The organism is Bacillus cereus group sp. BfR-BA-01309 (assembly GCF_022664315.1).
In the GTDB taxonomy this organism is placed as follows: Bacteria; Bacillota; Bacilli; order Bacillales; family Bacillaceae_G; genus Bacillus_A; species Bacillus_A mobilis.
The window spans coordinates 1-25,928 of record NZ_JAKUHE010000032.1 but is presented as its reverse complement, the minus strand read 5'-3'; the positions used below and the strand labels follow the sequence as shown (position 1 = coordinate 25,928).

Genomic DNA, 25,928 nt, shown 5'->3' with positions numbered 1-25,928 from the left:
TTGGCTTATTTCTTTAAAGAACAGTCATCGTTTGTCGCTAAAAACGTTGTAATACCAACGTTTTTGCTTAGTCGATAACGTCTCGCACTCACGATTTATGTCCTCCTAATAATGTGTTTCTATATCTTGCTGTTGCGACGCTTGTGTAGGAAATTCCACGTAAAATACTGTTCTTACCAAATCGTGTTCGAATTTCGTCCATAACCTTCGTTAATCTCATTTCTTTTTCTCTTTGTATAATGTTATCGAAAAGCGAAATTTGCTCTTCCCCTTCATGTATTAAATTTGTTAATGAAAGGCTTATCGATCGAATCGGCTCTCCTGTATGCCTCTCGTATAAAAAATAGGTACAAACGTTGTAAATATCCATCGTTAAATTTGTTGCTCTGTTTAACGTATGTGCTTTTTTTATTCCTCCTCCGTATTCCTTACTATATCCAACTGAAAAATGAATCGTTTGCGCATATTTCTTTTCTCTTCTCAATCTGTAACAAACTTCTTCTACATGCTCTAGTAAAATAACGATGAACTCCTCTATTGAATAATCACGAAATAATATTTGGCTTTTCGCTATAGATGTTGTCGATGGAACATATTTCTCTGCTATTCTGCTGAAATCAATCCCGTTACTATGTAAGTGTAATTCTTCTCCTATTACACCAAATGATTGTTTTAAATACTTCAACGGGTATTGCGCTAAATCCCCAATCGTATGTATACCTTTTCGATTTAATTTCATTTCCGTTTTATACGATATACCCCAAAATTTACTGAGTGGTCTAATACTCCATAACTTCTCGGGTATATCGTCATACGTCCACTGCGCTATTCCATCGTTATTCTTTTTTGCTTCCACATCCATCGCTACTTTACTCAATAATAAATTTGGTCCAATACCAATCGTACTTTCAATCCGTGTACGTTCATATATTTCTCGCTTAAACTTTAATGCGAAATCGCACGGATTACTCGCAAACAAATGAATACTTGCGGTCATGTCCATAAAAAACTCATCGATACTATATTGATGAAAATCTTCAGGCGCAACATACTGTAAAGCTAAGCCTGTTATATAGGTTGAACACTTCATATACGTATGCATAATCGGATTCACAATAATAATATCTGGCCGCTTCGGTATTTCGTACAACCTTGCCATCTTCTTAATTCCTAACGCTTTTAATGGCGGTGTTGCTGCTAATACGATTGATCCACTGCGTTTTACATCTCCTACAACAGCTAATTTCGTATATCGTGGATCAAGTCCTTTTTTTATACATGACACACTTGCATAAAAGCTACGAAGATCTACACAAAGAATAATACGATTCGGTAAAAGAGAATAATCATACAAGGTTATCACCCCTAACAAAAGAACATACGTTCTTATTATATACGAACTCTTGTTCTTTTTAAAGGTATTTTTATGAAATTTTTGGTTAAAATAACCGTTATTAAAATCTTTTTAAGAAAAACTTAAATAATTTCCCTCTATATTCATAAGAACTGTTTTCTATACTTCAAATGTAAATAGATACAAGGAGAAACAACTGAATTCTTCGTGAATAGGTGCAGTATTTTAGAACCCGTTTTTTAGTATTCAAACTAAATCCTGTATTTAAATAGATATTTTCATAGTAGCAATATACTTATATAAGAAAGACTTATTCCGAAAAAGAGTACTATTTAGCAGTGCTTGTTTATAGAAAATAAATTATTATTGGTTATTTTCTCAACGTTGTTTTTCTAGTTTTATCATTCAAATTTAGACACATATTTATCTAGCCTACATAAACTAAAAGCGTATAATTGCATACTTTATAAATTTATTAACCAGGATACATGAATTATCTTCAATGAAACTCTGAATATCCAAGTAATATCGCGTGTATTTCTTTGAAAATAAACATTGGATACATTAAAATCACAGCCTGTTTTTTGAATGTTGAAGAAAGATTGTTTAATTGTTTATCTGTATCTCCTCAATCGAATCTCTAATTACATAATTTTGTACAAGAAAGGAATTGAATTTATGCAAAATTTTAATTTCCTTTGTGAACAATTTGCTACAATACTTAAAGGAAAAAGTAAACTAAGTCAAGGTGGTTGTTCGGTGTCTTTTCACCGCGATTTTAGGGTGCTTGTTCAAGGAAAACCGAGTACTTCTGTAGTGCCTGTCGGAGTAAGTTTTGAATCGTTAGATCCAAATGGTAATGCATTAAATTTAGGCGAAATCGCTATTCTACAAGAAGAAATTCCTGCATTTATGAAATCCATTGTACAACAAGGAATTATTGTAAGTGCTTTACATAATCACTGGCTGTACATGGATCCCTTAATTATGTATATTCATATCCAATCGGTAGAGCCTCCATTACATTTTGCACAAAAGTTAGCCCATTCTTTTTTGACCTTAAGTAGCTATCCTATCGCTAATAATGAGGCGCAATGATTGGTGTTTGGGATATATTTATCCATTACATTTTCCGCATGTTTGAACATAATAAAACCATTTCACTTTGTGTCCGAAAAAAAAGACTCCCTGTACGTTCAAGATATCGACTTTGGTTTACATCATTGTTTTCGGCACTCTACATCTAGACGGTATATCCATTGGCCACGGTAAGACTTTATTTCAAACCCACAAAACTAGATTACCTGCACACTAAAAAGTATAGCGCATAGGTAATCTAGTTGTTTTTGAGATTAATAAAAATCTAATTTATTTTTTGAATTCTTCCATCAATAATAGACTGAATTGGTTCTTTTGATTTTTTTATATAATCTACTAATGCTTCAAAATCAGTTGGTCCTGTTTCAGCATCTTTACCGTTTTTAAAGGATACAAATCCATCTCCACCTGAGGCTAGAAATGCGTTAGCAACGACGCTGTAAGTTTTAGAAGGAATAATTTCTTCTCCATTTGTTAAGCGAATACTTGTTACTTTTTCTCCATTAGGTTTGTTCGCATCCCAAGTGTATTGGATCCCTGAAATTTGAAGCATTCTTGTTATATCTTTTTGCCATTGTTGATTTAAAATATCTCGAATGTCTTGACCCGTTAAATTTACTTTTATTAATTGATTTCCGAATGGTTGAATACCATATATCTCTCCCCATGTAATATCACCAGCATCTAAGTCATTACGAATACCACCAGGATTCATAAGTGCAATTTGGGATTGCATCGTTGCACGCTGGGCATCAGCAACTAAATTTCCGAGAGTAGATTCACCAGCTGTATTTAGTTTGCGGTCTAGTGGAGCAATAGACTTACCTACAACTTCATTAACAAGCGGTGCGATTTTTGCTTGATATTTCTCCATCTTCTTCTTTATTTTTTTATCAGGCTCTATGCCTTCATGGTAAGTTGTAACGATTTCTGCTTTTTTCTCAACAATATCTTGTGTCTTACGATCAATCTTTACATCAACATCAGCAAAAGCCATACCATAAGAATTTGCTTGTACGACAAGTTTATTATTAACAGTTCCATTTACATAGGTGTGGCTATGCCCACCAAAAATAACATCGACTTCTGGATCAGTCTCATTTGCTAATCGGACGATATCACCATTTGTTACGCCGTTCCCATCTGTTGTACCTCCGTTATGGGCAAGAACAACGATAGATTTAACGCCTAGTTTTTGTAATTGCTTTACGGATTTGTTAATAGCTTCAACTTCATCTGTAATTTCTACATTCTTTAGCATAGTAGGCATAACAAGGTTAGGAACATCCGTTGTTACGACTCCGATAAATCCAACAGGAACTCCTTGTACCTTTTTTATAGTAAATGGTGGTAAAAATAAACGACCAGTGGATTTATTATAGAAATTTGCGGCAACATATGGGAATTTTGCTCCTTTAAAATTCCCTGTTTTCTCATGGTATCCACCATAAATCAGGCGGTTCATTTCCGCAACACCTTCATCAAATTCATGATTTCCTATAGTCCCAACATCGAATTTCAAATCATTTAGAAATTCAATCGTAGGTTCATCTTGTAATAATGCTGAAACAGGAGTACTTGCTCCAACAACATCGCCAGCATGTACCTTTAATGTATTCGGATTCTGTTTTTCACGATCACGTAAATAAGCTCCTAAGTACTCAATTCCCCCTGCATCTTTATTGTTAATTTTTTTTACAGTGTCTAGTTGCCCATGAAAATCGTTAATACCGAGCATTTGCACATCTATGTAGCGGTTTGGTCCTGTACTTGCTTGGGCTGAAGGCGCAGCAAATACACTAGTAAAAGTAACTGTACTTAGTGCTAAAGCAACTGGAATAATTTTTTTCAACATAAAATTTCTCTCCCCTAATTAAAATCTGACATAATACAATGTTATTTTAATATATTAAGAGGATTATTTCTATAAAAATTCTACCAATTATAAAAATTAATAAGATTTTATTGTTTTCCGACAAAGTACTTCTTCCTCAAAACGTGAAGGTGTAAAACGACAATTTTAAATGGAACTTTGTTAACGTACCGAAAAAACAGTTTTTAACTTAGTAATTCTTTAGCGTACGAAATTCGCGTTATGTTGGCGAGACCCCATGCCCATCAAGCTAAGGTTGGGTTTTCTATGAACTTCCGCTCTTGTCGCCTACATGCTTGATATTTTGTTTATTTGTTTTTAAAATACGCATACCAAATAAACCTTGATTAGATAATAGCCCAATCCAATTTATGTATCACCTGTTGCAAATTATATGCAGTTTGTTAGGAGAAGAATGTTTAATTTTAGTTCCACCTATCCTGGGGATATACTTTTTGAAAAAACAAGGGGTATGCGAAAAATGGTGGATGATTCTTATAACACTTGTTGGTGTATTTTTGTTTGGTATGGTGCATTACTCTACCTATGAGGGGAATTTAATTCAAATTCTTTTTGTAACTTGCTCATGTTTTTTATGATCTACCACTGCTCCTGGTTGCATTGTTAGTTGTACCTGCATAACGTTAATAAAGCTGTTTATTAACTAGATATATTTAAATGTAGACAAAGTATACGGATTGATGCGATTAAAACGCATTTAGATGCTTTAATGAAAGTTAAAAGAGGTATCTACTCACCTAAAATTGCAGACTACGCCACCTATATCCGAGATCAAAAAATGGCACAAAATTTTGCATGGCTCACCGAAATGCAGTATAAAAACAAAAAAATTATTGTGTGAGGGCATAATTATCATATTCGAAAACAAAATTCAAAAATGATATTAGACTTTACGAAGGTGCAGCAATACAATTATGTTGGCCCAAATATGATGGATTATCTTCCGCGACGCATCAAAGACCAAATGTACACGATTGGTGTATTTGCGTATAGTGGAAGCAGTTGGGATGATGGTAATGAAGATATTATTCCTGTACATAATGAACATGAAGAACAAAGCGTTGAATAAATTATCAGCACGGTGGGAAGTCCCCATGTTTTTATTAACCTAAAGGGAGAAAGTAACCTACCAGAAACTTCATGGATGTTTACTCCTACTGCAGCAAGTTATTGGGGAATAAAAGATAAAGAAGAAATCATGATTCCCCACAGAACAATATGATGGCATTCTTTGGTTAGAAAAGACGACGCCTTCTGTACTGAAGTAAATACAAAAGCATCCTTACAATATAAGGATGCTTTTACTTATATTTTTATACATTCTTTTTCTATGAATACATTTTTGTATATATGCGTTTTAAATAGTGATTTCTAATAATAAGGAAGTAAATAATTTGAATACAAATAAAGCTTATTAATACAACAATTGAACTTTGAATAACGGACATTTCTTTACTTACTGTTTGTCCTAATTGATGAAACGTTAGAAATGCAAAACTACTATGAACCATAGCCACTATAATCGGTAAGAAAAATAGTAGCATCATTTGTCTTGTCACGATTTGCTTTAACTCACTTTGGCTTAATCCTAATTTTGAAATCATTTGATATTGCTCTTGATCACGTTCTAAATCAGTAAATAGACGGAAATATAAAAAGCTTAGTGTAAATACGAAAAATACAATACCCACCATTACACTTGAGATAGAAAGTAATCCGTTTTGTTGTTTCAATTCAAGCCATCTTAAATACAAAGATGAAAACATATAATAATCATCTTGATTCTTACCAATAATCTTCATAAGTTTAGTAGAAACTGCATTCGTTTCAGACCAATTTTCAACGATAAAACCATATATAGTGTAATCTCGGAGTACGTTTTCTTGTTGAGCATTTTGGACCTTATTATAAACAGCATCAGAGACAATAACAGGTTTTTCTATTAACGATAATTCTGAGATATAAATTGTTTTTTGCACAGAAAGTGGAACCTCTATTTGACCATGTATTATTTCAAAAGTTTTTATATCCTCCGCACTTTTCTCGTTCTTATTTAGTCGTACAGCAATGCTATCATTTTCATTTGTTAATTTCTCTATTTCATACCCTAATTGTTTTGCATATTCATTATACGTAGATAGATTAATTAACGCCAATCCGTTTAGGGTCCTTTTAAATTCTGTTGCAACAAGTTTATAAGAAAATCCATATTCTTTTAATTGCTTCTTTATCTCTTCAATATGGGCTTTTTCTTGTATATTCCCCTTATCCGATCGATACGTAAATGCATATGGAGTCTCATGTTTTGCTAGTTCTGGATTTCCAATAGCTGTACAAACTCCAATTGCTGTAAAAGAAACAGCAGATATAATTGTAACGATAAAGAATGTTCTCGCATTATCCTTCATTCGATACACCAATTCTGAAATAACAAGAAGATTGGTTCTTTTAAAGAATGTAGTTTCTCTATTTTTTAAAGTATATAACACGTATACACACAATTGATTAAAGAAAAAATAGGTTCCAAAAACAATTAATAAGACACCTACCCCTACAAGTAGTAATAATTGATCTAAATCCATGTAATTCACTGCAACGATACTGTGGTGAACACAGGAGTAACCTGCCCCAAATAAAATTAGTACCAACATGGATATCCAGACGGAAACTTTCGGCTCAGCTTTTGGTTTTTCCTCTGATTTTATGAGTTCTACAAGCTCATTTATTTTCATCATTTTCGATGTAAATAATGAAATAAGTAGAAATAGAACAAAAAAGGCGATAGCTGTTATTCCAATAGCCTTTAATGGAAAGTAGAATGCTAACCTATGCCCTACTCCCAATAAGGACCCAGTAACTAGTAAGAACAATTTAGAAAAAACTATCCCAAGCCCAATTCCTACTAGTATAGAAGGAATTCCAATCAACATGTTTTCGAAAAAAATTAATTGATGAAGCTGCCGATGAGACATTCCATGTAACATTAATAATCCAAACTCTTTTTTTCTATTTTTTAAAAAGGCACTAACTGAATAGAAAATAAATAAGAATGAAAAGACAAAGATTAAGTAATACGATAGTTGAAATCCTATCTTCCCAAACGTACTCAATATGGTGCTTACATGAGTCAGCTCGCCTTGTAGATTTGGATGAAAGACAAGTAAGCCATAAGTGAAGAAAATCATTACCGCAAATGTGCTACTAAAAAAATGCCCAAGATATATTCGTTTATTCCGTATAACATTATTAAATGCGAGCTGTCGAAATGTCATTTTTATTACCTCCTAACCTAGAAAGACTGTCCACAATATTTTTATAAAATAGTGGGCGATCACCTTTGCAGCAAATTTCATTGTATAACTGTCCATCTTTAATAAATATAATACGATCACAGTAACTAGCAGCAACTGGATCGTGCGTTACTAACATCATTGTTGCCTTTTCTTCTCTATTTAATAGTGTTAATATCTCCATTACATCTTGAGAGGATTTAGAGTCTAAGTTCCCTGTCGGTTCATCGGCAAGAACCAATGTAGGAGAGTGAATGAGTGCACGGGCTATCGCTGTTCGCTGCGCTTGCCCTCCTGATATTTCATATGTTCGTTTATTTAAAATTTCATTAATACCTAATTTTTCTGAAATAGATTCTACTCGTTTATTTATTCTTTTCACATTCATGCCATCTAATACAAGCGGAAGAACCATATTCTCTTTTACTGTTAATGTATGCAACAGGTTAAAGGATTGAAAGACGAATCCTAATTCCTGTCTGCGAAATAAGGCCAAATCATTGACCGAAAGCTGATATGGATTTTTACTATTAATAAATACATTACCTGATGTTGGCGAGTCAATAGTAGATATCATATTCAATAACGTTGTTTTTCCACTACCCGAAGGACCCATGACCCCAACAAATTCTCCCTCTGTTATTGTTAAATTAATATTTGAAAGTGCCGTGTGTGAAACATTTCCTGTGTATTCTTTACTAAGTTCTTTTACTTCTACTATTTTCATATGAGAAATTCCCTCCATTTTTATTTACTAAGAATGAGATTTGATAACTATTGCCTTCCTACATTTTGATTTATTTAAAATACGATTAATGTACTACTCATTAATAATTTGTTTCAGCTTTTATTATTTAAGGCTGTCATACTTGGTCGAATGTATTAAGCGCTAAAATAACTTGCTATCGTACTTCAGGATTTTTAAACATGTTTCTGTTTTTCATTGTAGTAGTATGGTTGTTTTTCTCATATTGAAATATCTTTCATTTTTCTTACACGCTTGAAATGTTTCTGAAAATACAGTCTATGAGGTCGAGAAACATAATTTTTTTGAGAGATAGCATTGAGGAATTTTTCATATGCACTGTACTATATGCTACTAGATTTTATTTGCAATTCATCTTATTTTCTTTACCGTTCAACAAGTTCTTCCTATTCTAAAAATGGAACAAACTTATTACTTAGAGTGTCTATTACGTGTATTCCAAAAATATGAAAGGACATATTATTACCAAAAGTAAAGTGATGTAAAAAAGTGTGTATTGAAATACTGCATTTAAATGTTACAAGTTTAATACTTTCACAGATGAACGATTACAAGTGTAATTAAAAAAAAGAAACACTTCAAACAACGTCTGTTCATTCGTCTAAATGTTTTAATTCTGCTTAACCTGTTAAAATTCAACTTCAAAAGTATTGTTATCCTATACACACTTTAAATAACATCGGTATTTAAAATACCAAAACAAAAACTATATATTCTTGAAAGAGGTTGAAAATTTATGTTCGTTTTAAACAAGTTCTTTACCATTTCACATTACAAAAAGATTGCACCTGTCGTATTACTTTCATGCGTTACATTAATAGGCTGTTCTAATAGTAATACTCCATCTGAATCACCTAAACAAACGAAACAAACAAATCAAATTAAACAAGAAAATACTGGTAATGATTCTTTTGCTAAACTTGAAAAAGAATATAACGCTAAGCTTGGTATTTATGCACTGGACACAGGTACGAATCAAACCGTTTCTTACCATGCAAATGATCGTTTTGCATTTGCCTCTACATCTAAATCATTAGCAGCGGGAGCTCTTTTACGTCAGAACTCAATAGAAGCTCTTGATGAAAGGATTACGTATAAGCGAGAAGACCTTTCTAATTATAATCCAATTACTGAAAAGCATTTGGATACAGGAATGACGTTAAAAGAACTTGCAGATGCTTCTGTTCGATATAGTGACAGTACGGCGCATAATTTAATTCTTAAAAAGTTAGGTGGTCCATCCGCATTTGAAAAAATATTGAGGGAAATCGGTGATACTGTTACTAATTCCGAGAGATTTGAACCTGAATTAAATGAAGTAAATCCAGGAGAAACACATGATACGAGTACACCAGAAGCAATCGCTAAGACGCTTCAATCTTTTACATTAGGAACTGTACTACCATCTGAGAAACGTGAACTATTAGTAGATTGGATGAAGAGAAACACAACTGGGGATAAATTAATTCGTGCAGGCGTACCAAAAGGATGGGAAGTAGCTGATAAAACAGGTGCAGGATCTTATGGGACAAGGAATGATATTGCAATTATTTGGCCACCAAATAAAAAGCCAATTGTTCTTGCCATCCTTTCTAATCACGATAAAGAAGATGCAGAATACGATGATAAACTTATTGCAGACACAACCAAAGTCGTGTTAGATACTTTAAAAGCTACGAATAAATAATCATCGATTATTGGAGGGTGTAATATAAACCGTGTAAATAACCTACTATCCTAGATAGAGGGTCGCTTCACGGTTTTTCTTTTTCTAAAATTACTATGAGGGAATGGTTACACTTATTGTTAGATAGAAAAGAGATCCAAAATCCGTAAATTTAGCTCAATCAATTTTTAAAGCTTACCAATCGGAAACTGTTGGAGATATGCAAGAGGCTTTGAAAGACGTTGTTGGACCTATGTTTGAGGCAATGGTTCAAGGCGAAATGAATCACCTTCTTGGTTTAGATTTAAACTCAAAAAGTGAAAAGAACAGGAAAATCGTCGTAATGGATATCCACACTTTGGATACCTAAAGTGCCACAAACCTTGCGGTTATTTAGTAGCACTCCGTATCCAACCTCATTTTCATCCCATGCCTAAAGGCGATGGGCTTTTTCGTTGGAGAAGGACTGTAAAAGAACCCCAAAACAAATGGAATGGCAGTCATATTCCCCAATTGGCCAATGGTATTGAATCAACTTATAGTTAACATTAAAATTGCCAAACTTATTAAAAAATACAGTATTTATCTACCGTGATTTAAATCCGTCCTTTGCTCGATAAGAAACTTTGATATATCTGTGTTGGTGCCATTCCGCAAGAGGAATTCCACTAAATCTTGTTTTTGAAGAACAGGATTAATAACTGCTACATCTAACTGACTCAGAATCTGAACGATGCCATGATGTGAAACACTCTTGATTGTTTTAAAAAGTTCTGCATCACGTTTCTTTCGTTCGGCGGATTCTTGAGGATACCCAGTATTGAACGGTTCTTCAAAAAGTTTCTCAAGCGTGAAGCGAAGATTTAGTTCGCCCGCCCAACCGAAATTCAATCCAAGTGGCAGTGATGCACAGTTTCCGTTATTTATCCTACCAAACAGAAACGCATCTGTTGGAGTTGGCAGATAACCACTAATGACATTCGGAAGTGTATTACAGGCAATCGACATACCAACACCGCTACTACATCCAGTGACGACAAAATCAACTGCACCTGAGTTTAAAAGTAGACCAACAGCTAAGGACACTTGGATATAGCTTAACTCCGATTCCTCAATAGTAACGCCGAAATTCAACACTTCATATCCATGCTTCGCCACAGCCCTTTTTGTTTCTTCAAATATCAGTTCATTTTTGCTAGTTTGGGTACTTGCTTGTATCACAGCTATCTTCATTCTTTCACGACCTTTCGATTTAATTATTACACAAGCCGAAATTCAAAAGAAGATAAAAATGATAAAACTAATCTTACCTTAATATTTGCTATTCTATTTGTTCATTTCAAAAACTTACGCATTTTTTGACAATTCCGGTTATTATTTTCTATTTTCCCATCACAGTATTGTGATGCTTTTTATGTATTTTGAGAAGTATTGGTCATTTGATGTTACAGAAACTGTTATTCTTCCATTTCTATAGAAAAAGTTGGGGATTCCCCCAACTTTTTTATACATCTATTGTCTTAATAATCCAGTGGATGTGACCTGATATGTTCTTTTCTTACCTATATATTCCTGTTTTCCATTCTCAAGGTTAGTTAAAGTCGCTCGCATTTTTTCCTTTGCTGCTTCCCCTTCTATATGAGTAAATTCTATATAATCTCCCACTTTTATAGGTACTGTTTGGATTTCAGCATTTTGTTGTCTATTTCCCATGATTTCCTTATTGTACATAACGTTACCGGATGAGCCTTGGACTTTAATACTTGCATATGTACTATTAAAGTAAGAATGCGGTACGCCAGCTTCTAATTTGATTTTCAGCTCTTCTGCTGTTTTATTATAATCTACTTTTGCAATTTCTCGATCACTATATCCTTTTAATGACCATGCAAATTGTTTTCCATCTAGAATTGTTGTCTCTGGCATTTTTTCAACTTTCTTTAATCCCTCTTTAGTAACCAGATACCTTGCTGTCTTTCCAATAGTCTCATTTTTGTTATTTTCAAGATTCGTTAATGTTGCGCGTGTCTTTTCCTTTACTGCGTCTCCTTCTATATGAGTTAATTCAATGTAATCCCCCACTTTTACAGACACAGTTTGGCTTTCGGTATTTTGTTGTCTATTCCCCACGATTTCCTTATTGTATAATACGCTACCAGATGAGTTTTGGACCTTAATACTTGCATATGTGCTATTGAAGTAAGAATGCGGTACACCAGCTTCTAATTTGATTTTCAACTCTTCTGCCGCCTTATTATAATCTACTTTTGCAATTTCTCGATCACTATATCCTTTTAGGGACCATGCAAATTGGTTCCCTACTAAAATATCAGAATTTCCATTTATAATTCCTACTTTTTTCTCTACAGTTCGATCAAATATGTCTGTTAATGTAATTTTAGCAAAAGCCGTTTGAGATAATTGCATAGTTTGACTTATCTCAGTTTCGTAGGACTTAATATTATCAATTACTTTCAAAGGTTGTCCCATTAACTTTTCATTATCATAGATTTCAATTTTCCCTTTAAATTGTGGAGTACTTTGTTCTTTCAATTTCCAAGAAACATTTAATTTCTCATCTTCAAAGCGAATATTTTGAATATCAAAATCTAAAATTCCCATTTCTGGTTGACTAGGCTGATTTATATTGAAACTTTTTCCAGTACCAATAGTTGATTGAGTATTTCCTCCTGCCTTAACCCAGAGATATTCTGAAGTTGCTCCTCCATCGTATTGATAGGACGTATCATGTTGCCCAGAGATACGCTGATTATTCCAAGAATTCCATTGTTGATCTGAAACTTTTCTGCTGTATCCATTTTTAAGGCGTGCTTCTCTTACATCTTGTCCATTACCAGCCCAGTCCTCTTGAAACATCGATAGACCATAGTTAAATGCAACATTTGCAACTGGATGATCCATAATAGCAACTAACTTCCATTGATTTAATTTATTATCTTTTATCCATTGGCCAAACTTTGTATGGCCATCTTCTTGCCAAGAACGTAGAGTCATTCGATACCATTCACTATCTTTCCAATTATAAGTTGTTTGTACCTTCAGACCTGTTCCTTCTCCACCAAATCTACCGGCTTCTGAAGTCGGCGATAAATATTCAGCTTTTATTGCTTGGTTTGATGCTATTGGATCCCAAAGCGCAAAATGGAGAGTACGTTTACCGGTTTGATCAAAGCCACTTTGTTGTTGGAAGCCAGCATAACCACCACCCTCTCCCCCCTGATTCCAGTTATGCACAGCCCAATACGTATAAGGTGCTGTTTGGACTGGTGACCAGTCTATGCTAATGATATCTGAAGCAGCAGTATTTTGTGGTGTTACATAAACCGATGGAGCATGAGATCGGATTGCTGCCTCTGTACTAGAAATTGGTGCTCCATACATTGACATCATGGTGCAAGCCGCAGTAATTATAACAATCTTTTTTAGTCTTCTATTTGTTTTTTCTTTAAACATAACTTCCTATCTCCTTTTAAATTATTTTAGTTACATTGAATAATAACGATGTACATACTATTAAACAAATTATGTAAAAAAATAACATTAGCTATACTACCTAGTTATGTTTAATATTTTTTTCACTACTATTACTAATTAAATTATAGTATTTAGTAAGAAAATCGTATGATTTGTGACTAAATGTTGGCTAAAAATATTATAAAAATTCATAAATATATAGTTTTAGATTTTTATGCTGAAAGACTCCTTTGATATTTCATGATTTTTCAATAGATTTATTTCCTTAATTACTCGCGCTATTAACTATAAATTTGTTTACGGAAATAACATTATGTAAACATACATCGTGATAATTAATAAAATAGCTTATCAATTTGCACGTGTCTTTTCAATAGATTAAAAGAGCCCACAAAAAACGTAGACTCCTTTAATTACCTAAACATTAAATATTGCAACCGACCAAAAATTAACATTAAATTCTTCTGTTAGCTTATTTAATATTTAATGAAGTAGATAATGTATTCCAAGGTGCATTTGTAGATGTGTTTTGATATTTGAATTGTCCATTTTGTTGTCCCGAAGCATCCCATTTATATTCCCATCCATCAACTGTTCTATCACCATTAATATCAATCATCTTAGAATCTACTTTTTTTAGTTTTTGACCACTCATTTGAGCAATCGGATTTCTACCATATCCCATTTCATTTGTATAAATGTATAAATAGCTTCCTCCATGATCTTTAACTGTACTAAAATTGTTTGGACCGATAAATTCGACTCCGCCTAATTGAGATTCAACTTTTACTACATTTAATGATGTTAACGGTGGTGCAGGTGCCGCAGATACATCTGTCGCTATGCCAACTGTTGCTCCCACTACTAATGACGAAACCCCTAGGATCATTCTTTTTAGCATACAATCCTCCCCTTTATATTTAATACAAATTGATTCTATCATACTAATTTCATAAACTTTCTTCCCTGTAAAAGAGTTAACAAAAAGTACCTATTTATATATGAAATTGTGCATATTCATTGCATTTTTACTATTTGCACTTATCATTAATCCTACTACAGCATAATTGGTTCTCTACCTTTATGGACTTTCAACACTTGGACTCGTTTCAAGGTGGCTTTTGTAAGAGCTAATAAATGGTGCGTAGTTCGGTTATTTAACAAGTAAAAAATAAAATTGCAAATCCAACTCTATTTAAGCCGGCTTTTCTTCTAGCATTATAAGCAAGATCCACCACTTGCATCGATTAACTCCCCAGTTATCCAACGGCTGTCTGATGAAGAAAGAAAACCTACAATATCAGCTATATCATTAGGTTCTCCCCACCTATTAAAAGTCGATAAACCTGCAGCATATTTTTGGCCATCTTTATTACCTAATGTCTCAGCGTTCATTTCTGTATTAATTATACCCGGGAGAATTGCATTTACTGTAATACCACGAGCACCAAGTTGTTGTGCTAAAGTATGAGTGAGTGTATTAATTGCCCCCTTAGATATACTGTAGGCAAAAACACTTGGGGTGGCTACACGTGTAACAAATGATGAAATATTGATTATGCGTCCTCCATCTTTTAAACGTGGCAAAGCCTTTTGAATAATGAAAAATGGAGCCTTAACATTAATATTCATAACCTCATCAAAAGACTCCTCTGTAGATTCCTCTAACGTTAAAATCTGCCCAATTCCAGCATTGTTTACAAGAATATCAAATGTAGTATTACCTATATGTTTTTGAAGAGATTGATCCATCATTAAATACAAGTTATTAATGCCGTTAAAAGTACTTAAATCTGCACTGATTGCAAATGCGGCACCGCCATCTTGTTTAATTTTATCCACTATACTTTCTGCTTCTTCTTTTCTTTTACTATAGTGAACTACGACTAACGCACCAGCCTGTGCCAAATGTAAGGCAATACTTCGTCCTATTCCCCTACTAGCCCCTGTTACTAATGCAACTTTCCCCTTCAATTTATTCATCTCATCATCCCCTTATTTAAAATTCTACTTAGTTATATCACAGGATACTCTTTGAAATGTTGCTCTCTAATTTGGTTTCCTTAAAGGACCAAGATTGTATTGATACTAAACAGCTAATTTTCTTTTTATGCTATAGTGCACCCATATCCGTTAAGCTAGGAAAAGTGAATACCACCAACAAAGAAAAGCATTATTTTTAGATTGTAGTACCTGAAAAATATCTAGTTTCTAAACCTTTGTTAAGTAGCCTCGATGAGCAATTATACAAAACCAATAATGAAAAAAGGATCTGATATGAATATCAAATCCTTTTTTACTATGTATAATTATTTCACCGCTTCTCTTAATTCTTTTTCAGCTTTAAATGCCGGTGCTTTAGAATCAACAATTCACATTTCTTTAACATTATTATATAGGATTTTAAAGATACCAACAGGTATTTTAACTATTAATAGATTCACTTTATTAGTAAGTATCTTAGGTATTCTCATTCCAACTGGTTACTTTATTTTTATGTATCGTAGCCCGAAAACTAAAAAAATTGAAAAGTCTCGTTTAATTGCTTACATACCATTATTTATAGCTGCTACAATGTTTTGGGCCATTCAAGAACAAGGAGCTATCATTTTAGCTTCTTATGCTGATCAACGTACTCAATTAAAATTGGCCGGGATTGAACTTCAATCTTCATGGTTTCAATCATTAAACCCCATTTATATTGTTTTGTTAGCACCAGTATTTGCTTGGTTATGGGTAAAGCTTAATTCACGTCAACCAAGTACTGCTAATAAATTTGCTATTGGTTTATTATTTGCTGGTTTATCCTTCTTAGTTATGATTATTCCTGCATATATCCATGGTACAGAATCCCTTGTAAGCCCTATGTGGTTAGCGATTAGCTTCCTGTTAGTAGTAATTGGGGAACTTTGTTTATCACCTGTAGGTTTATCAATTACAACCAAATTAGCACCAGCTGCCTTCTCTGCTCAAACAATGAGTTTGTGGTTCTTAACTAGTGCAGCTGCACAAGCTATAAATGCTCAACTAGTTCGATTATATAATCCTGAAACAGAAATTATTTATTTCGGTGCAATTGGTGGCCTTTCAATCATTTTAAGTGTAATTTTATATTTTATGGCCCCAAAGATTCAAGTTTTAATGAGAGGCATAAAATAAAAAAAACTGTGCTAAAAACTTGTTATAATGCAGGTTTTTATTCACAGTTTTTTTGAATGACTATTTAGATTTTTCTATATGTTACATTCCAATATATTTATCGTTTAAATTAACCCCCGCATAATGTAAAATTAATTCCACTTTCCAGTGCTCCGTCCTATCGAAATGCGTGCTTTTCATGCTTTATATTCTACTAACAATGTATTTTGTATTTAACCGTCGATTATAGTTTGTAAAATGCGAACATTTTTTTACCGAGCCGATTTTTACGCCTTCCTTGTAAATAGTGTTGAATATATAAATTCTTACTTCTTTTGGTGTTTTGATTTTCCTTCAACAGGAATCTGCATATTCATAATTATCTGTCCTTCTGAATAAAACAGATTCAATTCATGTAAATCTGTTTCAATTACATTACATGATCTAAACTGTAAACCATTTCTCTCTATATAGTCTGTAATATTTGTATATATTTGATGTCGTACTTCATCCATATGCTCTTCTGTACATACGTAATCAACACAAAGATAATTACCTGCAGGTATACTAAGAATATCAACATGCTCTATCTCTGTATCATTCAAAACAGGATAATAAACTGATAGTCCCAGATCATCATTGAATAAATTCTTAATAGGACACATTGTTATAAATTGTTCTTGAAAAAATTCACCTTGCTTAAAAATAGAACGGAATTTATCAAAAAAGAATTTTACACTATTAAAATCTTCTCCTTTGATGTGATAATATTTTCTTTCCTCAAAATAGACACTCTGAATTTCATTGAAGGTTTTACTTCTATTTTGTAGGAGATCGAGGAGCCTAGTAATTTTCTTTTGCATTTCCATATATCGATAAATTTCAGTTTCAATTTCATCTTTTTTGTTCTGTAAGATATTTATATTGTTTATTATTTTTCTCTTATTTATTACTAAATCAATTTCTTCAATTGAAAAACCTATATCTTTACAAAAGAAGATTTGGCTAATTCTCTGTAGTTCTTCATTTCCATAAAGCCTATACTTATTTTTACCTACCTTTGGCTGAACTAATCCTTTTTCTTCATAGAATCGAAGTGTTTCTTTCGTTGTATTAAAAATCTTAATTACATCACTTTTAGTTAACTTATAGCTATCCATCTAATTATATTGCCTCCTATTAAGGAATAATATTTATACTATAAACTATGTGGTTACTTCATAGTCAATAAATAAAAAGAAATTCTTTTCACACCAAAAATGGTCGTTTAAGGAACCCTCCTAACTCGCGGTAAACTTAAGTTTTTCAACTTAGAAAATCCTTAGCGTACGAAATTCGCGTTATGTTGGTGGGACCCTATGCCCATCAACATAAGGTTATATACGTTTAATTTCAGGTGAGATTGTTTCTATTTTTAAATTTATAGTAAGAATTTTCAAACGATTCATATTAATTTTTTAGAAAACAGAAAGAAGGTCTAGTTTAATTGATTTTTATTTAATCTTAGCTTGATAGTGATGGGGTCCTGCCACATCGCTATCAAGCTAGTGAAAAAAACACCTCAAAAACAGTAAAATTGATATTTCTGGGTAAAAATGTACAAAAATCTTATTTGGGGTCGTAAAAAACTTTTTAAGTTGATGGATGTGGGGTTCTACATTTTATGCCGCACTAAAACGATCTTCAATAATCAAAATTAGGTTACATAGTTTTTTCTTTTATCATCTCAACAAATCTCTGTAAAGCAGCAGAAAAAGTACATCTTTTCTCATAATATAATAAGTTGGTACTTTAGAATATTTCTCAGGTAAATCAGTCATGGTTAAAGATTGCTCATGGTCTTTCAAAATTGATTTGACCATGACAGCAATGCCCATTCTAGCCTTCACACAACCATTAATCGCTTTAATTGTTCCGAATTCTATCACTCGCTTTGGATAACTGCCTGCTTCTTTTAACCACTTATCTACTCTATTTCGAAAGAAACAGCCTCTACTATAATTAACATTGAATGAGCTTAGCTTAATAGTGATGTGGCGTTACCCCTGGTACTATCCTAATACGTTAAAACTTTTTTATAAAAGGTTTTAACGTCCTACGTTTTTGACCATTCTGTACAACGATAACTTTGGTTTATTAATTTCACTTGTAATCTGGTAGCCTAACCTCTGATACAATTTAATAGCAAGTTGGTTCTCTTTCTTTACCGTCAGAGAGCATTTGGCAAAGCCTTGCAGGGAAGCCTGTTCCTCGGCAAACTCAAGTAGTCTGGTACCTATCCCCAGTCCACGACTTTCGGGCAATAAAGCGATTGTTCCGATGTGAAACTCGTCATCTTCTCCCTCCTTCAAGGTAATCATGGAATAAAGCATTTTGATATTCCGAATGTTATAAACAACAAAATCCAACTTTCGGAATGAAAGCAGCTGTTTAAAAGTGGGCCAGGCAAGACGATTTAAAACGGGTACGGGATAGCAAGTAATCATCCCTAAAGTTTTCCCGTCCATTTGAGCTTCATAAGCGTATTGATGACTGAAACGGTTGTTCCCCTGCCGCCATAGCTTACAAAAAGTCCCTTCGACTGTGTTCTTCTCCTCAGATCCTGCAAGTGCAAATGCCATGTATTCCAATGCCATTACATTTAGCTGGGCACCGACCATGGATTGATGAACAGCCTTTACAATAGAGATTTTATTCATTTCCCAGTACTCCTTTTCGCTTTCTATATTATTGATGTTAATTATCATGGATTTGTATCATTTCACTCCCCTCTCGACTCATCCTTAGCTTTGAAACCATAATAAAATGTATTTAAAACAAGCTCTGCAGCAGATTTTTTAGCCACATTTCCTTCATGTACCTGTTCCCAAGTATGGAAAAGCAGAGCATAAAGCGTATTCAAAATCCATTCGCTGCTAACCGTTTGCTGAAAGTAACCTCTTTGTTGTAACAACTCAATAACGCGTCGTATAGGTTCCCTCAGCTTCTCTTCAGCTTCACCTAATTCTTTGTTGTTAAATACAGATGCATCATGACCTAGAAAATAGATTTTGTCACCTAAAGGGATTAACGCTTCAATGAGTTCTGGGATATAGTTTTCGCTTCTATCCTCATCCAGTGGAATCTGGTTTACGGTATCACTTACCAATTGTATAGCTCGATGGCCCAAGAATAGCATCAATTTCTCTCTGCTTTCGACGTAGCGATGGAGTGTAGCAATGCCAATTCCCGCATATTCCGCAATTTCATTCATCGAAGCAGCAGGATTTTCAACAAGCAATATAGTAGCCGAATCAAGAATTGCGTTAAATCTCGCTTCCTTTAACGTTGATAAGTCTTTCTTCATCGTCAATCTCTCCCTTTTTATATATAAAGTCGTCATTTTTTGATAGATAAATATATCATTTGATATTATGATAAACAATCTCAAACAAAGTGTCCAGCTGCTGAATGTAGCTTTCCAAAAGAATTATATTACTGAAACTGATAGTACTTTGAATGTTTCATTTTTAGCATTTCATTATTTAGATGACGATGAAGAAATTAATTTTTTGATGTAATAAATACAAAAGCCAAAGGAAATGGTACGAGTCGCTTTCTTAGTAGAGAAAATGATCACATTAGCTGGGTTTCTTAAGCTATTTATCACGATGTTCCCTTGTGATATTTTATTTTTTTCACTAATACAGTTATCCTTCTCGCTAATTTTTCCAGCATTTTTTTATGAAGAATTAATAATTACAGTAATTTTTCTACTTATATTAAATCCATTTGCACTTCATTTAATTACTGAATATTTTATAATGAAGGTACTTTCTGCATAAAGTTATCGGTTTACTTTAAAATTCACTTCCGGGTATTTGGTCATCAGCCTTTTAAGGGTTGAGCCATCATCCTTCTGTTTTACATACTGGTCAAAAAATGCCAGGCTGAATTCATTGATAATGTGATGAACTTCCTTTGGATTTTCACCTGGGCTCTGCAACAGTGGGGAGAACAAATGTAAATCAGTGAAGCTTGTATGATCTGTATGAGGAATGACCATTGACATACCACCGCCAGCTAACCCACGCCCATATCGCTCCGTCACTTTATCGGGATCTGCCTCATCAGGCTCTACGGCACTCATGAGCAGAAATGGTTTTCCAATCCCACTTTCAGGTAAAATTTCCCCATACAAAGCGCCATCCATATTGATAGCTGCTTTGACGCGAGAATCTTTTGCAAGTATTTGTGCTGCGGTAGCTCCACCGTAAGAGTGCCCAAACATTCCAATTCGCGAGGTATCAAGCCTCCCTGTAAAGAAGCCGCTCTCATCGTTTTGGTTAAGTTTCTCTATCTGATTAAGCACAAAGGTGACATCTTCCTCCCATAATTTTATATGGCTATCCCCTGCGTCATCAGTTAAATTGAAGGGCTGTACGTAAGCAACTCGACCATCTGGAAAGACGGTAGCTGCAGTATCAAAGGTATGATCGATACTTAGAACAATATAGCCTTGACTAGCCAACTCCTCAACTTCAAACGTGTTTTGATTACGAAAACCATTAAAACCATGAGAGAAAAGTAATATGGGATAATGATTCTCTGAGTCTGAGAGTTGTAAATCCATAAACGAATGAGATTTTACCAATTCCAAGTGGCTGAATGCAAATGCAGGAATGGACAATGTTTTTTCCAATCCCTTAGAGAGTTCATTTATATTACGAATATAAGGTTCTTGGTCCCCCTTGCTTTTTTCAGCTGCAGGATACCAAATTTGCACCATCAGTTCGCGTCGATCAGTTGGATTTTGCGAATATGGTTCATTTCTTTGATGATCAACCCAATGATATAGCTTCGTACCGACCCTATGTGGGCCAGTTGGTTCTTCAAATGAAAATACTGGCATAAGTAAAGGTAGCGCAACTGCTACAGACAAATAGATGCACAACAACAAAGTTTTAACTATGAATATACCCCGGCTTCTAAAGCCCTTTTTCCGCCCAGCTAATAAATAGCATAAAATCAAGATAACTGGGGATGCATATGCCGGAATCATCTGCCATCTAAAACCTTCTACCAATAGCTGAACTGTAACCATTACACCAGCAACCAAAGTAGCTAATTTAGACCACTTTTTCGTTTCTCTACCTACTAACAGTATCCAACTTAAAAGACTAAAATTCACAACTATCAAAACGATTTCCCAGAAATTCATTGGCCTATCTCCTTTGAATGCATTTTACATCTAATTTAAAGAGGTAATTTTCAATCTGAGCAAAAACAGATGAAACGCCTATATAGTTGCACCAATTATCCTTAATAATTGTTTCATATACTCCTTTCTTCAAATTAAAAACTTAAAATGCCCAGCTACCTTTACGGAAAATTGGCTCTACAGTTCCATCTGGTAAAATACCATCGATGTCCATCTCACTGCTGCCAATCATAAAGTCCTCATGTGTTACTGAAATATTTGCACCTAACGTTTCAAGTTGATCGTTTTCTAAATCCCTTCCATCCTCTAAGCAAGTTGGATAAGCTTTACCAATCGCTAAATGGTTCGATGCATTTTCATCAAACAATGTATTAAAATATAAAATCCCCGATGCTGAAATTGGCGATTCATGTGGTACAAGTGCTATCTCACCTAAATAGCAAGAGCCTTCATCCACATTAATAAGCTCCTGTAATAAATCATTTCCTATCTGTGCTTCAGCTTTAACAATTTTCCCTTCTTCAAATGTCAGTTTAAAGCCATCGATAATATTCCCTTGATAAACTAATGGTTTTGTATTGCTTACATAGCCATTTACCCCTTGTTTCATCGGTAACGTATAAACCTCTTCTGTCGGCATATTAGCCATAAAGATAGTATCATCTGGCGTTTTACCACCTCCAGTAATCCATTTATGCTGTGGTGCTAATGCAATTGTTAAATCAGTACCTGGCGCTGTATAGTGAAGCTTCATATATCTTTTATTGTTCAGTAGGACCGCATGAGATTCTAAATTTTCTACATGTTCACGCCATCTTTCAATAGCATTACCTTCACCAATACGAACAGCTTTAAAAATAGCCTCCCATAATGCTGGTACTTGATCCCCAGCTGCTAAATCCGGGAACACCTTCGATGCCCACTTTGATGAAGGAACTGCTACCATCGACCAAGCTATTGAATCCTTCATTACGGCGTTGCGATTGTTTCTCAGAGCAGCTCCTGCTACCTTTTGATAGGTAGCTAGACGATCAAATGAAATACCTGCAAATTTATCAGGATCTGTAGCATCTATTATTAATAGTGCGCCTTTACGTTCAATCAGCTCATCATTCATTTTGACTATCCATTCTGGGAAACGATTAAATTCCTCATCTGAGGCATAATTAAAGTAAGCACGATCCATTTCCTCATCAGAAAAATTAACATGAACACGCCCTGCCCCAGCCTTATAGGCCTCTTTCACAACTAAACGAACGAAATCCAATGCATCCACTGATGTATTGACTAATAAGTATTGTCCTGGTTGAATATTGACACCAATTTTCAACGTAAGTTCTGCATATGCTTGTAATTTTTCTTCAAAAGTCATATTATTTACCTCGCTTTTATCCAATAATTTTTGAATTCCCCTTACTAGCTTGCCTTCATACCATACTTTGTGAATAGGTTTTTCAGGATTTTCTCTTGTCTATTTTTACGTTTTTCATCAAGACTCGATAACAACTAATGGATTTTTTCAATTCATTAGTTATCTCTTAAAATTAATTTAGTTACTAGACGAGAAAATATTTCAATGAGTTTCTATGTTTTTACCAAATAATCCAATTCAAGGGTATCAAGCACTACTTAAATTTATAGCGTTCTTTATTGTATAAGCTCATTCATTTCTTCCCAATCTTTTCAATGCTGCTGCACCTAAAGGCTTTCCACCAATGAGGCGTTTAACAATTTCAATCACACCTTCCTCTGTACAAAGTCATTTTTGATAGATAATACTATCATTTAATACAAATATAAATCATTTAAGGTTCATTATCAAGCCGTTAAACTTATTTTTTTAAATTTTTGGTAGAAAACGAAGTGAAGATGGATTCTATCTAAGTGAGCGATAACGGAAAGATCTTTATGTACATAGTACGAAATTACTGCTAAATATTAACGAGCCGATGTACTCTTAACTGGGTAAAAATCGGCTTTTTTGTTTCAAAATTTGCTTAGCATATATTTTGGTTAAAATGTGGGCGGTACCCCATCGCCATCAAGCTAAGCTAATATAAGTTTAATTTCACGTGAAATTTTTTCGTTTTTCTAAAGACCAATGTAAGTTCTTTAAAGATTTGCATGCCAAATAAACCCTATCAGGTTTCAGTTTTTTGGATTACGCTACATGACTGTGAGACATAGAAAAGTTGTATACGACGCCTAAGATATCAAAGACTGTTTTCTTCTCATACCTATGGGATTTTCGTCCTTTTTTCTGTAAGAGATTAAACAGACGAAAGAGAATCTTTGTTAATTCTTGGGTGTCTTTTTGTAAAGATTGATAAATAAGTGGAAAATAATCTTTGATGATATAAATTGCTTTATATTCACTTAATTCTCGTTTCTTCTTGATGAGGAGGAATTGGCGCATTTGAAACATGGTGGAGGAACAAAGAAGGATACTTATTAATTGTCCGTATAAGTGACATTCTAGTCGTTCTAATTTTACAGAATTACAGTGATGAATACGAAAAATGATTTCCATGTTTTAAAAATAAGTTCAATTTGCCAGCGTAAGGAGTAAAAATCGTATACTTGTTCCTTTGGTAGATATTCTAAAGGAATATTTGTAATGTAAAAGTTAATTGCACTAAGCCTCTTACTACGTTCTTTATAGGTAATTTGCTTCTTATGTTCTTTAGATGCTAAATCCTTTTGCCTACGTTTCATTTGTGTTTCAGTTAATTTGTACAGAATGAGTCTTGCAGGAAGTTTCTGATACATTCCAATATAAATTTCAGGAATTTCATATATTTCACCTGACTGTAATTGGTCAATGAATTGCTCCATATCTAATTGGATGTACTCAGAGTGCTTTTTTATTGTTCCATTTTGAAAGTATTCAGGCTCATTATTTTTTGATATATACGTGTATTGAGCTTTAATCTTGAAATAAAATAAGCATTGCACTCTTCTATAGTATGTAAGTCTTTTAGGTCGAAGTATCCTAAATCACGTATACATCTTTCAGTTGAAGGGAGGCTAAACAAGTAGAAGCATACGTTTTATCATTGTGCTTTCTCGATCCTACATGAACATGAAGAAATTGACCACTTAGTAAATTTTCACACCAGCATTTTGACCACTACCACCTGAACCTTGATATATAAAAGTGAATTTATCCGGAATCTGAAAATGTGTAGTATCCAATACACGAATACGTCGAAAATAGTTTGTATACAAAATTGTTGGTGAAGTAAATGTGCTAAGAGTTGTTGTAAAAACTGAACAGCCTGAGAATTAAAACGTTGATTGAGTCCTTCTGGACTCATAGAAATACCTGTGTTAGCTTCTAATCGACTTCATAATTGTACCAATAAAGTATGGGCTATATTTTGACTTAACCAAATACATAGAGCCACTAAATCTTGCGCGCGGTATTTACTTTTTCGTTTAACAAATCCTACATTGTTAGCTAATTACTCTAAAGCATCAGGTGACATATATCGTTGCAATTCTTTAGAAAACAATTCTAATTCATCAGAAATCGAGAAATTCATACTAAAACGCCATCCTTTCCTATGATTCTATAGAAAGAATAGCGTATTTTTTCATTTTAGGGGGAATTTTGTTTTATTAGCTTGATAGCAATGGGGTACTATATAAAGAGACTTCAACGACTACTAGCTACTTCCTAAACGTTGTTCCTCATTTACAAATCTGTTTATGCTTTTTAAAATTTGCAAAAGGACCAACAATATCTTCATATTACTTATTAACCATTATTGGCTGAATCCTCTCCTGAATTCCCATCATTACTGGGTTGCATCGGCGTTCCATGGCCATCCTCATTGTTTGGTGGCTTTGTATTTCCTTCGACACTTCCACTGTTTGGCGGCTTTGTATTTCCTTCACCACTACCATTGTTTTGCGGCTTTGTATTTCCTTCACCACTACCATTGTTTGGTGGCTTTGTATTTCCTTCGACACTTCCACTGTTTGGCGGCTTTGTATTTCCTTCACCACTACCATTGTTTGGTGG

The 25,928-nt window shown here is 33.9% G+C and carries 16 protein-coding genes and 5 pseudogenes; 5 read left to right on the top strand and 16 right to left on the bottom strand.

Annotated elements, in window-relative coordinates; genetic code table 11:
• Nucleotides 1–88 precede the first annotated feature (88 nt).
• Nucleotides 89–1,354, bottom strand: a complete 1,266-nt coding sequence (locus MR115_RS28585) for a Y-family DNA polymerase (RefSeq protein ID WP_242243664.1) — start codon at nucleotides 1,352–1,354, stop codon at nucleotides 89–91.
• A 678-nt stretch (nucleotides 1,355–2,032) separates the two neighbouring features.
• On the opposite strand from MR115_RS28585, the gene MR115_RS28580 reads away from it, so the two are divergent.
• A complete protein-coding gene (locus MR115_RS28580; protein ID WP_097864110.1) occupies nucleotides 2,033–2,452 on the top strand; it encodes a DUF1259 domain-containing protein in 420 nt (139 codons plus the stop codon).
• A gap of 265 nt (nucleotides 2,453–2,717) precedes the next feature.
• On the opposite strand, the gene MR115_RS28575 is transcribed toward MR115_RS28580, so the two are convergent.
• Nucleotides 2,718–4,307 (bottom strand): bifunctional metallophosphatase/5'-nucleotidase, encoded by a 1,590-nt coding sequence (locus MR115_RS28575; protein ID WP_242243663.1) that lies wholly within the window; start codon nucleotides 4,305–4,307, stop codon nucleotides 2,718–2,720.
• Between the two features lie 706 nt (nucleotides 4,308–5,013).
• Here MR115_RS28575 and MR115_RS28570 point away from each other — a divergent pair.
• Nucleotides 5,014–5,614, top strand: a pseudogene (locus tag MR115_RS28570) (erythromycin esterase family protein); the annotation flags it as partial.
• Between the two features lie 60 nt (nucleotides 5,615–5,674).
• Here MR115_RS28570 and MR115_RS28565 read toward each other — a convergent pair.
• The gene (locus tag MR115_RS28565) at nucleotides 5,675–7,618 is read right to left on the bottom strand and encodes an ABC transporter permease (protein ID WP_242243661.1); all 1,944 of its coding nucleotides are present in this window, start codon (nucleotides 7,616–7,618) and stop codon (nucleotides 5,675–5,677) included.
• Entirely contained in the window at nucleotides 7,593–8,363 is a 771-nt protein-coding gene (locus tag MR115_RS28560) for an ABC transporter ATP-binding protein (protein WP_242243660.1), read from the bottom strand. Before MR115_RS28560 ends, MR115_RS28565 begins: the two co-directional genes overlap by 26 nt.
• 775 nt (nucleotides 8,364–9,138) lie before the next feature.
• Here MR115_RS28560 and blaIII point away from each other — a divergent pair.
• Together blaIII and MR115_RS28550 are read left to right on the top strand one after the other, a co-directional pair.
• Nucleotides 9,139–10,089, top strand: a complete 951-nt coding sequence (blaIII, locus tag MR115_RS28555; protein ID WP_242243659.1) for a class A beta-lactamase BlaIII — start codon at nucleotides 9,139–9,141, stop codon at nucleotides 10,087–10,089.
• A 163-nt stretch (nucleotides 10,090–10,252) separates the two neighbouring features.
• Nucleotides 10,253–10,419 (top strand): annotated as a pseudogene (locus MR115_RS28550) (IS256 family transposase); the annotation flags it as partial.
• A gap of 231 nt (nucleotides 10,420–10,650) precedes the next feature.
• Here MR115_RS28550 and MR115_RS28545 read toward each other — a convergent pair.
• From MR115_RS28545 to MR115_RS28530, 4 genes are all read right to left on the bottom strand, one after another.
• Nucleotides 10,651–11,301 (bottom strand): RpiB/LacA/LacB family sugar-phosphate isomerase, encoded by a 651-nt coding sequence (locus tag MR115_RS28545; RefSeq protein ID WP_222655287.1) that lies wholly within the window; start codon nucleotides 11,299–11,301, stop codon nucleotides 10,651–10,653.
• A 279-nt stretch (nucleotides 11,302–11,580) separates the two neighbouring features.
• The gene (locus MR115_RS28540) at nucleotides 11,581–13,542 is read right to left on the bottom strand and encodes a DUF3472 domain-containing protein (protein ID WP_242243658.1); all 1,962 of its coding nucleotides are present in this window, start codon (nucleotides 13,540–13,542) and stop codon (nucleotides 11,581–11,583) included.
• A gap of 493 nt (nucleotides 13,543–14,035) precedes the next feature.
• On the bottom strand, nucleotides 14,036–14,464 hold the full coding sequence (locus tag MR115_RS28535; RefSeq protein ID WP_076538654.1) for a DUF4879 domain-containing protein: 429 nt from the start codon (nucleotides 14,462–14,464) through the stop codon (nucleotides 14,036–14,038).
• A gap of 317 nt (nucleotides 14,465–14,781) precedes the next feature.
• A complete protein-coding gene (locus tag MR115_RS28530; protein WP_242243656.1) occupies nucleotides 14,782–15,546 on the bottom strand; it encodes an SDR family oxidoreductase in 765 nt (254 codons plus the stop codon).
• Between the two features lie 372 nt (nucleotides 15,547–15,918).
• Between MR115_RS28530 and MR115_RS28525 the strand changes: the two are divergent.
• Nucleotides 15,919–16,722, top strand: a pseudogene (locus tag MR115_RS28525) (peptide MFS transporter); the annotation flags it as partial.
• A 305-nt stretch (nucleotides 16,723–17,027) separates the two neighbouring features.
• Here MR115_RS28525 and MR115_RS28520 read toward each other — a convergent pair.
• The 8 genes and pseudogenes from MR115_RS28520 to MR115_RS28485 form a co-directional block, all read right to left on the bottom strand.
• A complete protein-coding gene (locus tag MR115_RS28520) occupies nucleotides 17,028–17,861 on the bottom strand; it encodes a MerR family transcriptional regulator (protein WP_242243654.1) in 834 nt (277 codons plus the stop codon).
• Nucleotides 17,862–18,422: 561 nt separating this feature from the next.
• Nucleotides 18,423–18,728, bottom strand: coding sequence for a LysR substrate-binding domain-containing protein (locus MR115_RS28515; RefSeq protein ID WP_242243666.1), 306 nt, complete (start codon nucleotides 18,726–18,728; stop codon nucleotides 18,423–18,425).
• Nucleotides 18,729–18,788: 60 nt separating this feature from the next.
• Nucleotides 18,789–19,400, bottom strand: coding sequence for a GNAT family N-acetyltransferase (locus MR115_RS28510; RefSeq protein ID WP_076538657.1), 612 nt, complete (start codon nucleotides 19,398–19,400; stop codon nucleotides 18,789–18,791).
• Between the two features lie 62 nt (nucleotides 19,401–19,462).
• Nucleotides 19,463–20,047 (bottom strand): TetR/AcrR family transcriptional regulator, encoded by a 585-nt coding sequence (locus MR115_RS28505; RefSeq protein ID WP_242243652.1) that lies wholly within the window; start codon nucleotides 20,045–20,047, stop codon nucleotides 19,463–19,465.
• A 480-nt stretch (nucleotides 20,048–20,527) separates the two neighbouring features.
• Nucleotides 20,528–21,901: an alpha/beta hydrolase family protein gene (locus MR115_RS28500; protein WP_242243650.1), complete on the bottom strand. Its 1,374-nt coding sequence runs from the start codon at nucleotides 21,899–21,901 to the stop codon at nucleotides 20,528–20,530.
• 142 nt (nucleotides 21,902–22,043) lie between these two features.
• Complete coding sequence (locus MR115_RS28495) at nucleotides 22,044–23,273, bottom strand: aminopeptidase (protein ID WP_242243649.1); 1,230 nt, start codon at nucleotides 23,271–23,273, stop codon at nucleotides 22,044–22,046.
• A gap of 789 nt (nucleotides 23,274–24,062) precedes the next feature.
• A pseudogene (locus MR115_RS28490) lies at nucleotides 24,063–25,446 on the bottom strand (IS4 family transposase).
• A 215-nt stretch (nucleotides 25,447–25,661) separates the two neighbouring features.
• Nucleotides 25,662–25,928: pseudogene (locus MR115_RS28485) on the bottom strand (penicillin-binding protein); the annotation flags it as partial.

Coding starts and splice junctions, on each gene's coding strand:
- MR115_RS28580 (WP_097864110.1), top strand. CDS start 2,033: ATGCAAAATTTTAATTTCCTTTGTGAACAATTTGCTACAATACTTAAA.
- MR115_RS28575 (WP_242243663.1), bottom strand. CDS start 4,307: ATGTTGAAAAAAATTATTCCAGTTGCTTTAGCACTAAGTACAGTTACT.
- MR115_RS28565 (WP_242243661.1), bottom strand. CDS start 7,618: ATGACATTTCGACAGCTCGCATTTAATAATGTTATACGGAATAAACGA.
- MR115_RS28560 (WP_242243660.1), bottom strand. CDS start 8,363: ATGAAAATAGTAGAAGTAAAAGAACTTAGTAAAGAATACACAGGAAAT.
- blaIII (WP_242243659.1), top strand. CDS start 9,139: ATGTTCGTTTTAAACAAGTTCTTTACCATTTCACATTACAAAAAGATT.
- MR115_RS28545 (WP_222655287.1), bottom strand. CDS start 11,301: ATGAAGATAGCTGTGATACAAGCAAGTACCCAAACTAGCAAAAATGAA.
- MR115_RS28540 (WP_242243658.1), bottom strand. CDS start 13,542: ATGTTTAAAGAAAAAACAAATAGAAGACTAAAAAAGATTGTTATAATT.
- MR115_RS28535 (WP_076538654.1), bottom strand. CDS start 14,464: ATGCTAAAAAGAATGATCCTAGGGGTTTCGTCATTAGTAGTGGGAGCA.
- MR115_RS28530 (WP_242243656.1), bottom strand. CDS start 15,546: ATGAATAAATTGAAGGGGAAAGTTGCATTAGTAACAGGGGCTAGTAGG.
- MR115_RS28520 (WP_242243654.1), bottom strand. CDS start 17,861: ATGGATAGCTATAAGTTAACTAAAAGTGATGTAATTAAGATTTTTAAT.
- MR115_RS28510 (WP_076538657.1), bottom strand. CDS start 19,400: ATGAATAAAATCTCTATTGTAAAGGCTGTTCATCAATCCATGGTCGGT.
- MR115_RS28505 (WP_242243652.1), bottom strand. CDS start 20,047: ATGAAGAAAGACTTATCAACGTTAAAGGAAGCGAGATTTAACGCAATT.
- MR115_RS28500 (WP_242243650.1), bottom strand. CDS start 21,901: ATGAATTTCTGGGAAATCGTTTTGATAGTTGTGAATTTTAGTCTTTTA.
- MR115_RS28495 (WP_242243649.1), bottom strand. CDS start 23,273: ATGACTTTTGAAGAAAAATTACAAGCATATGCAGAACTTACGTTGAAA.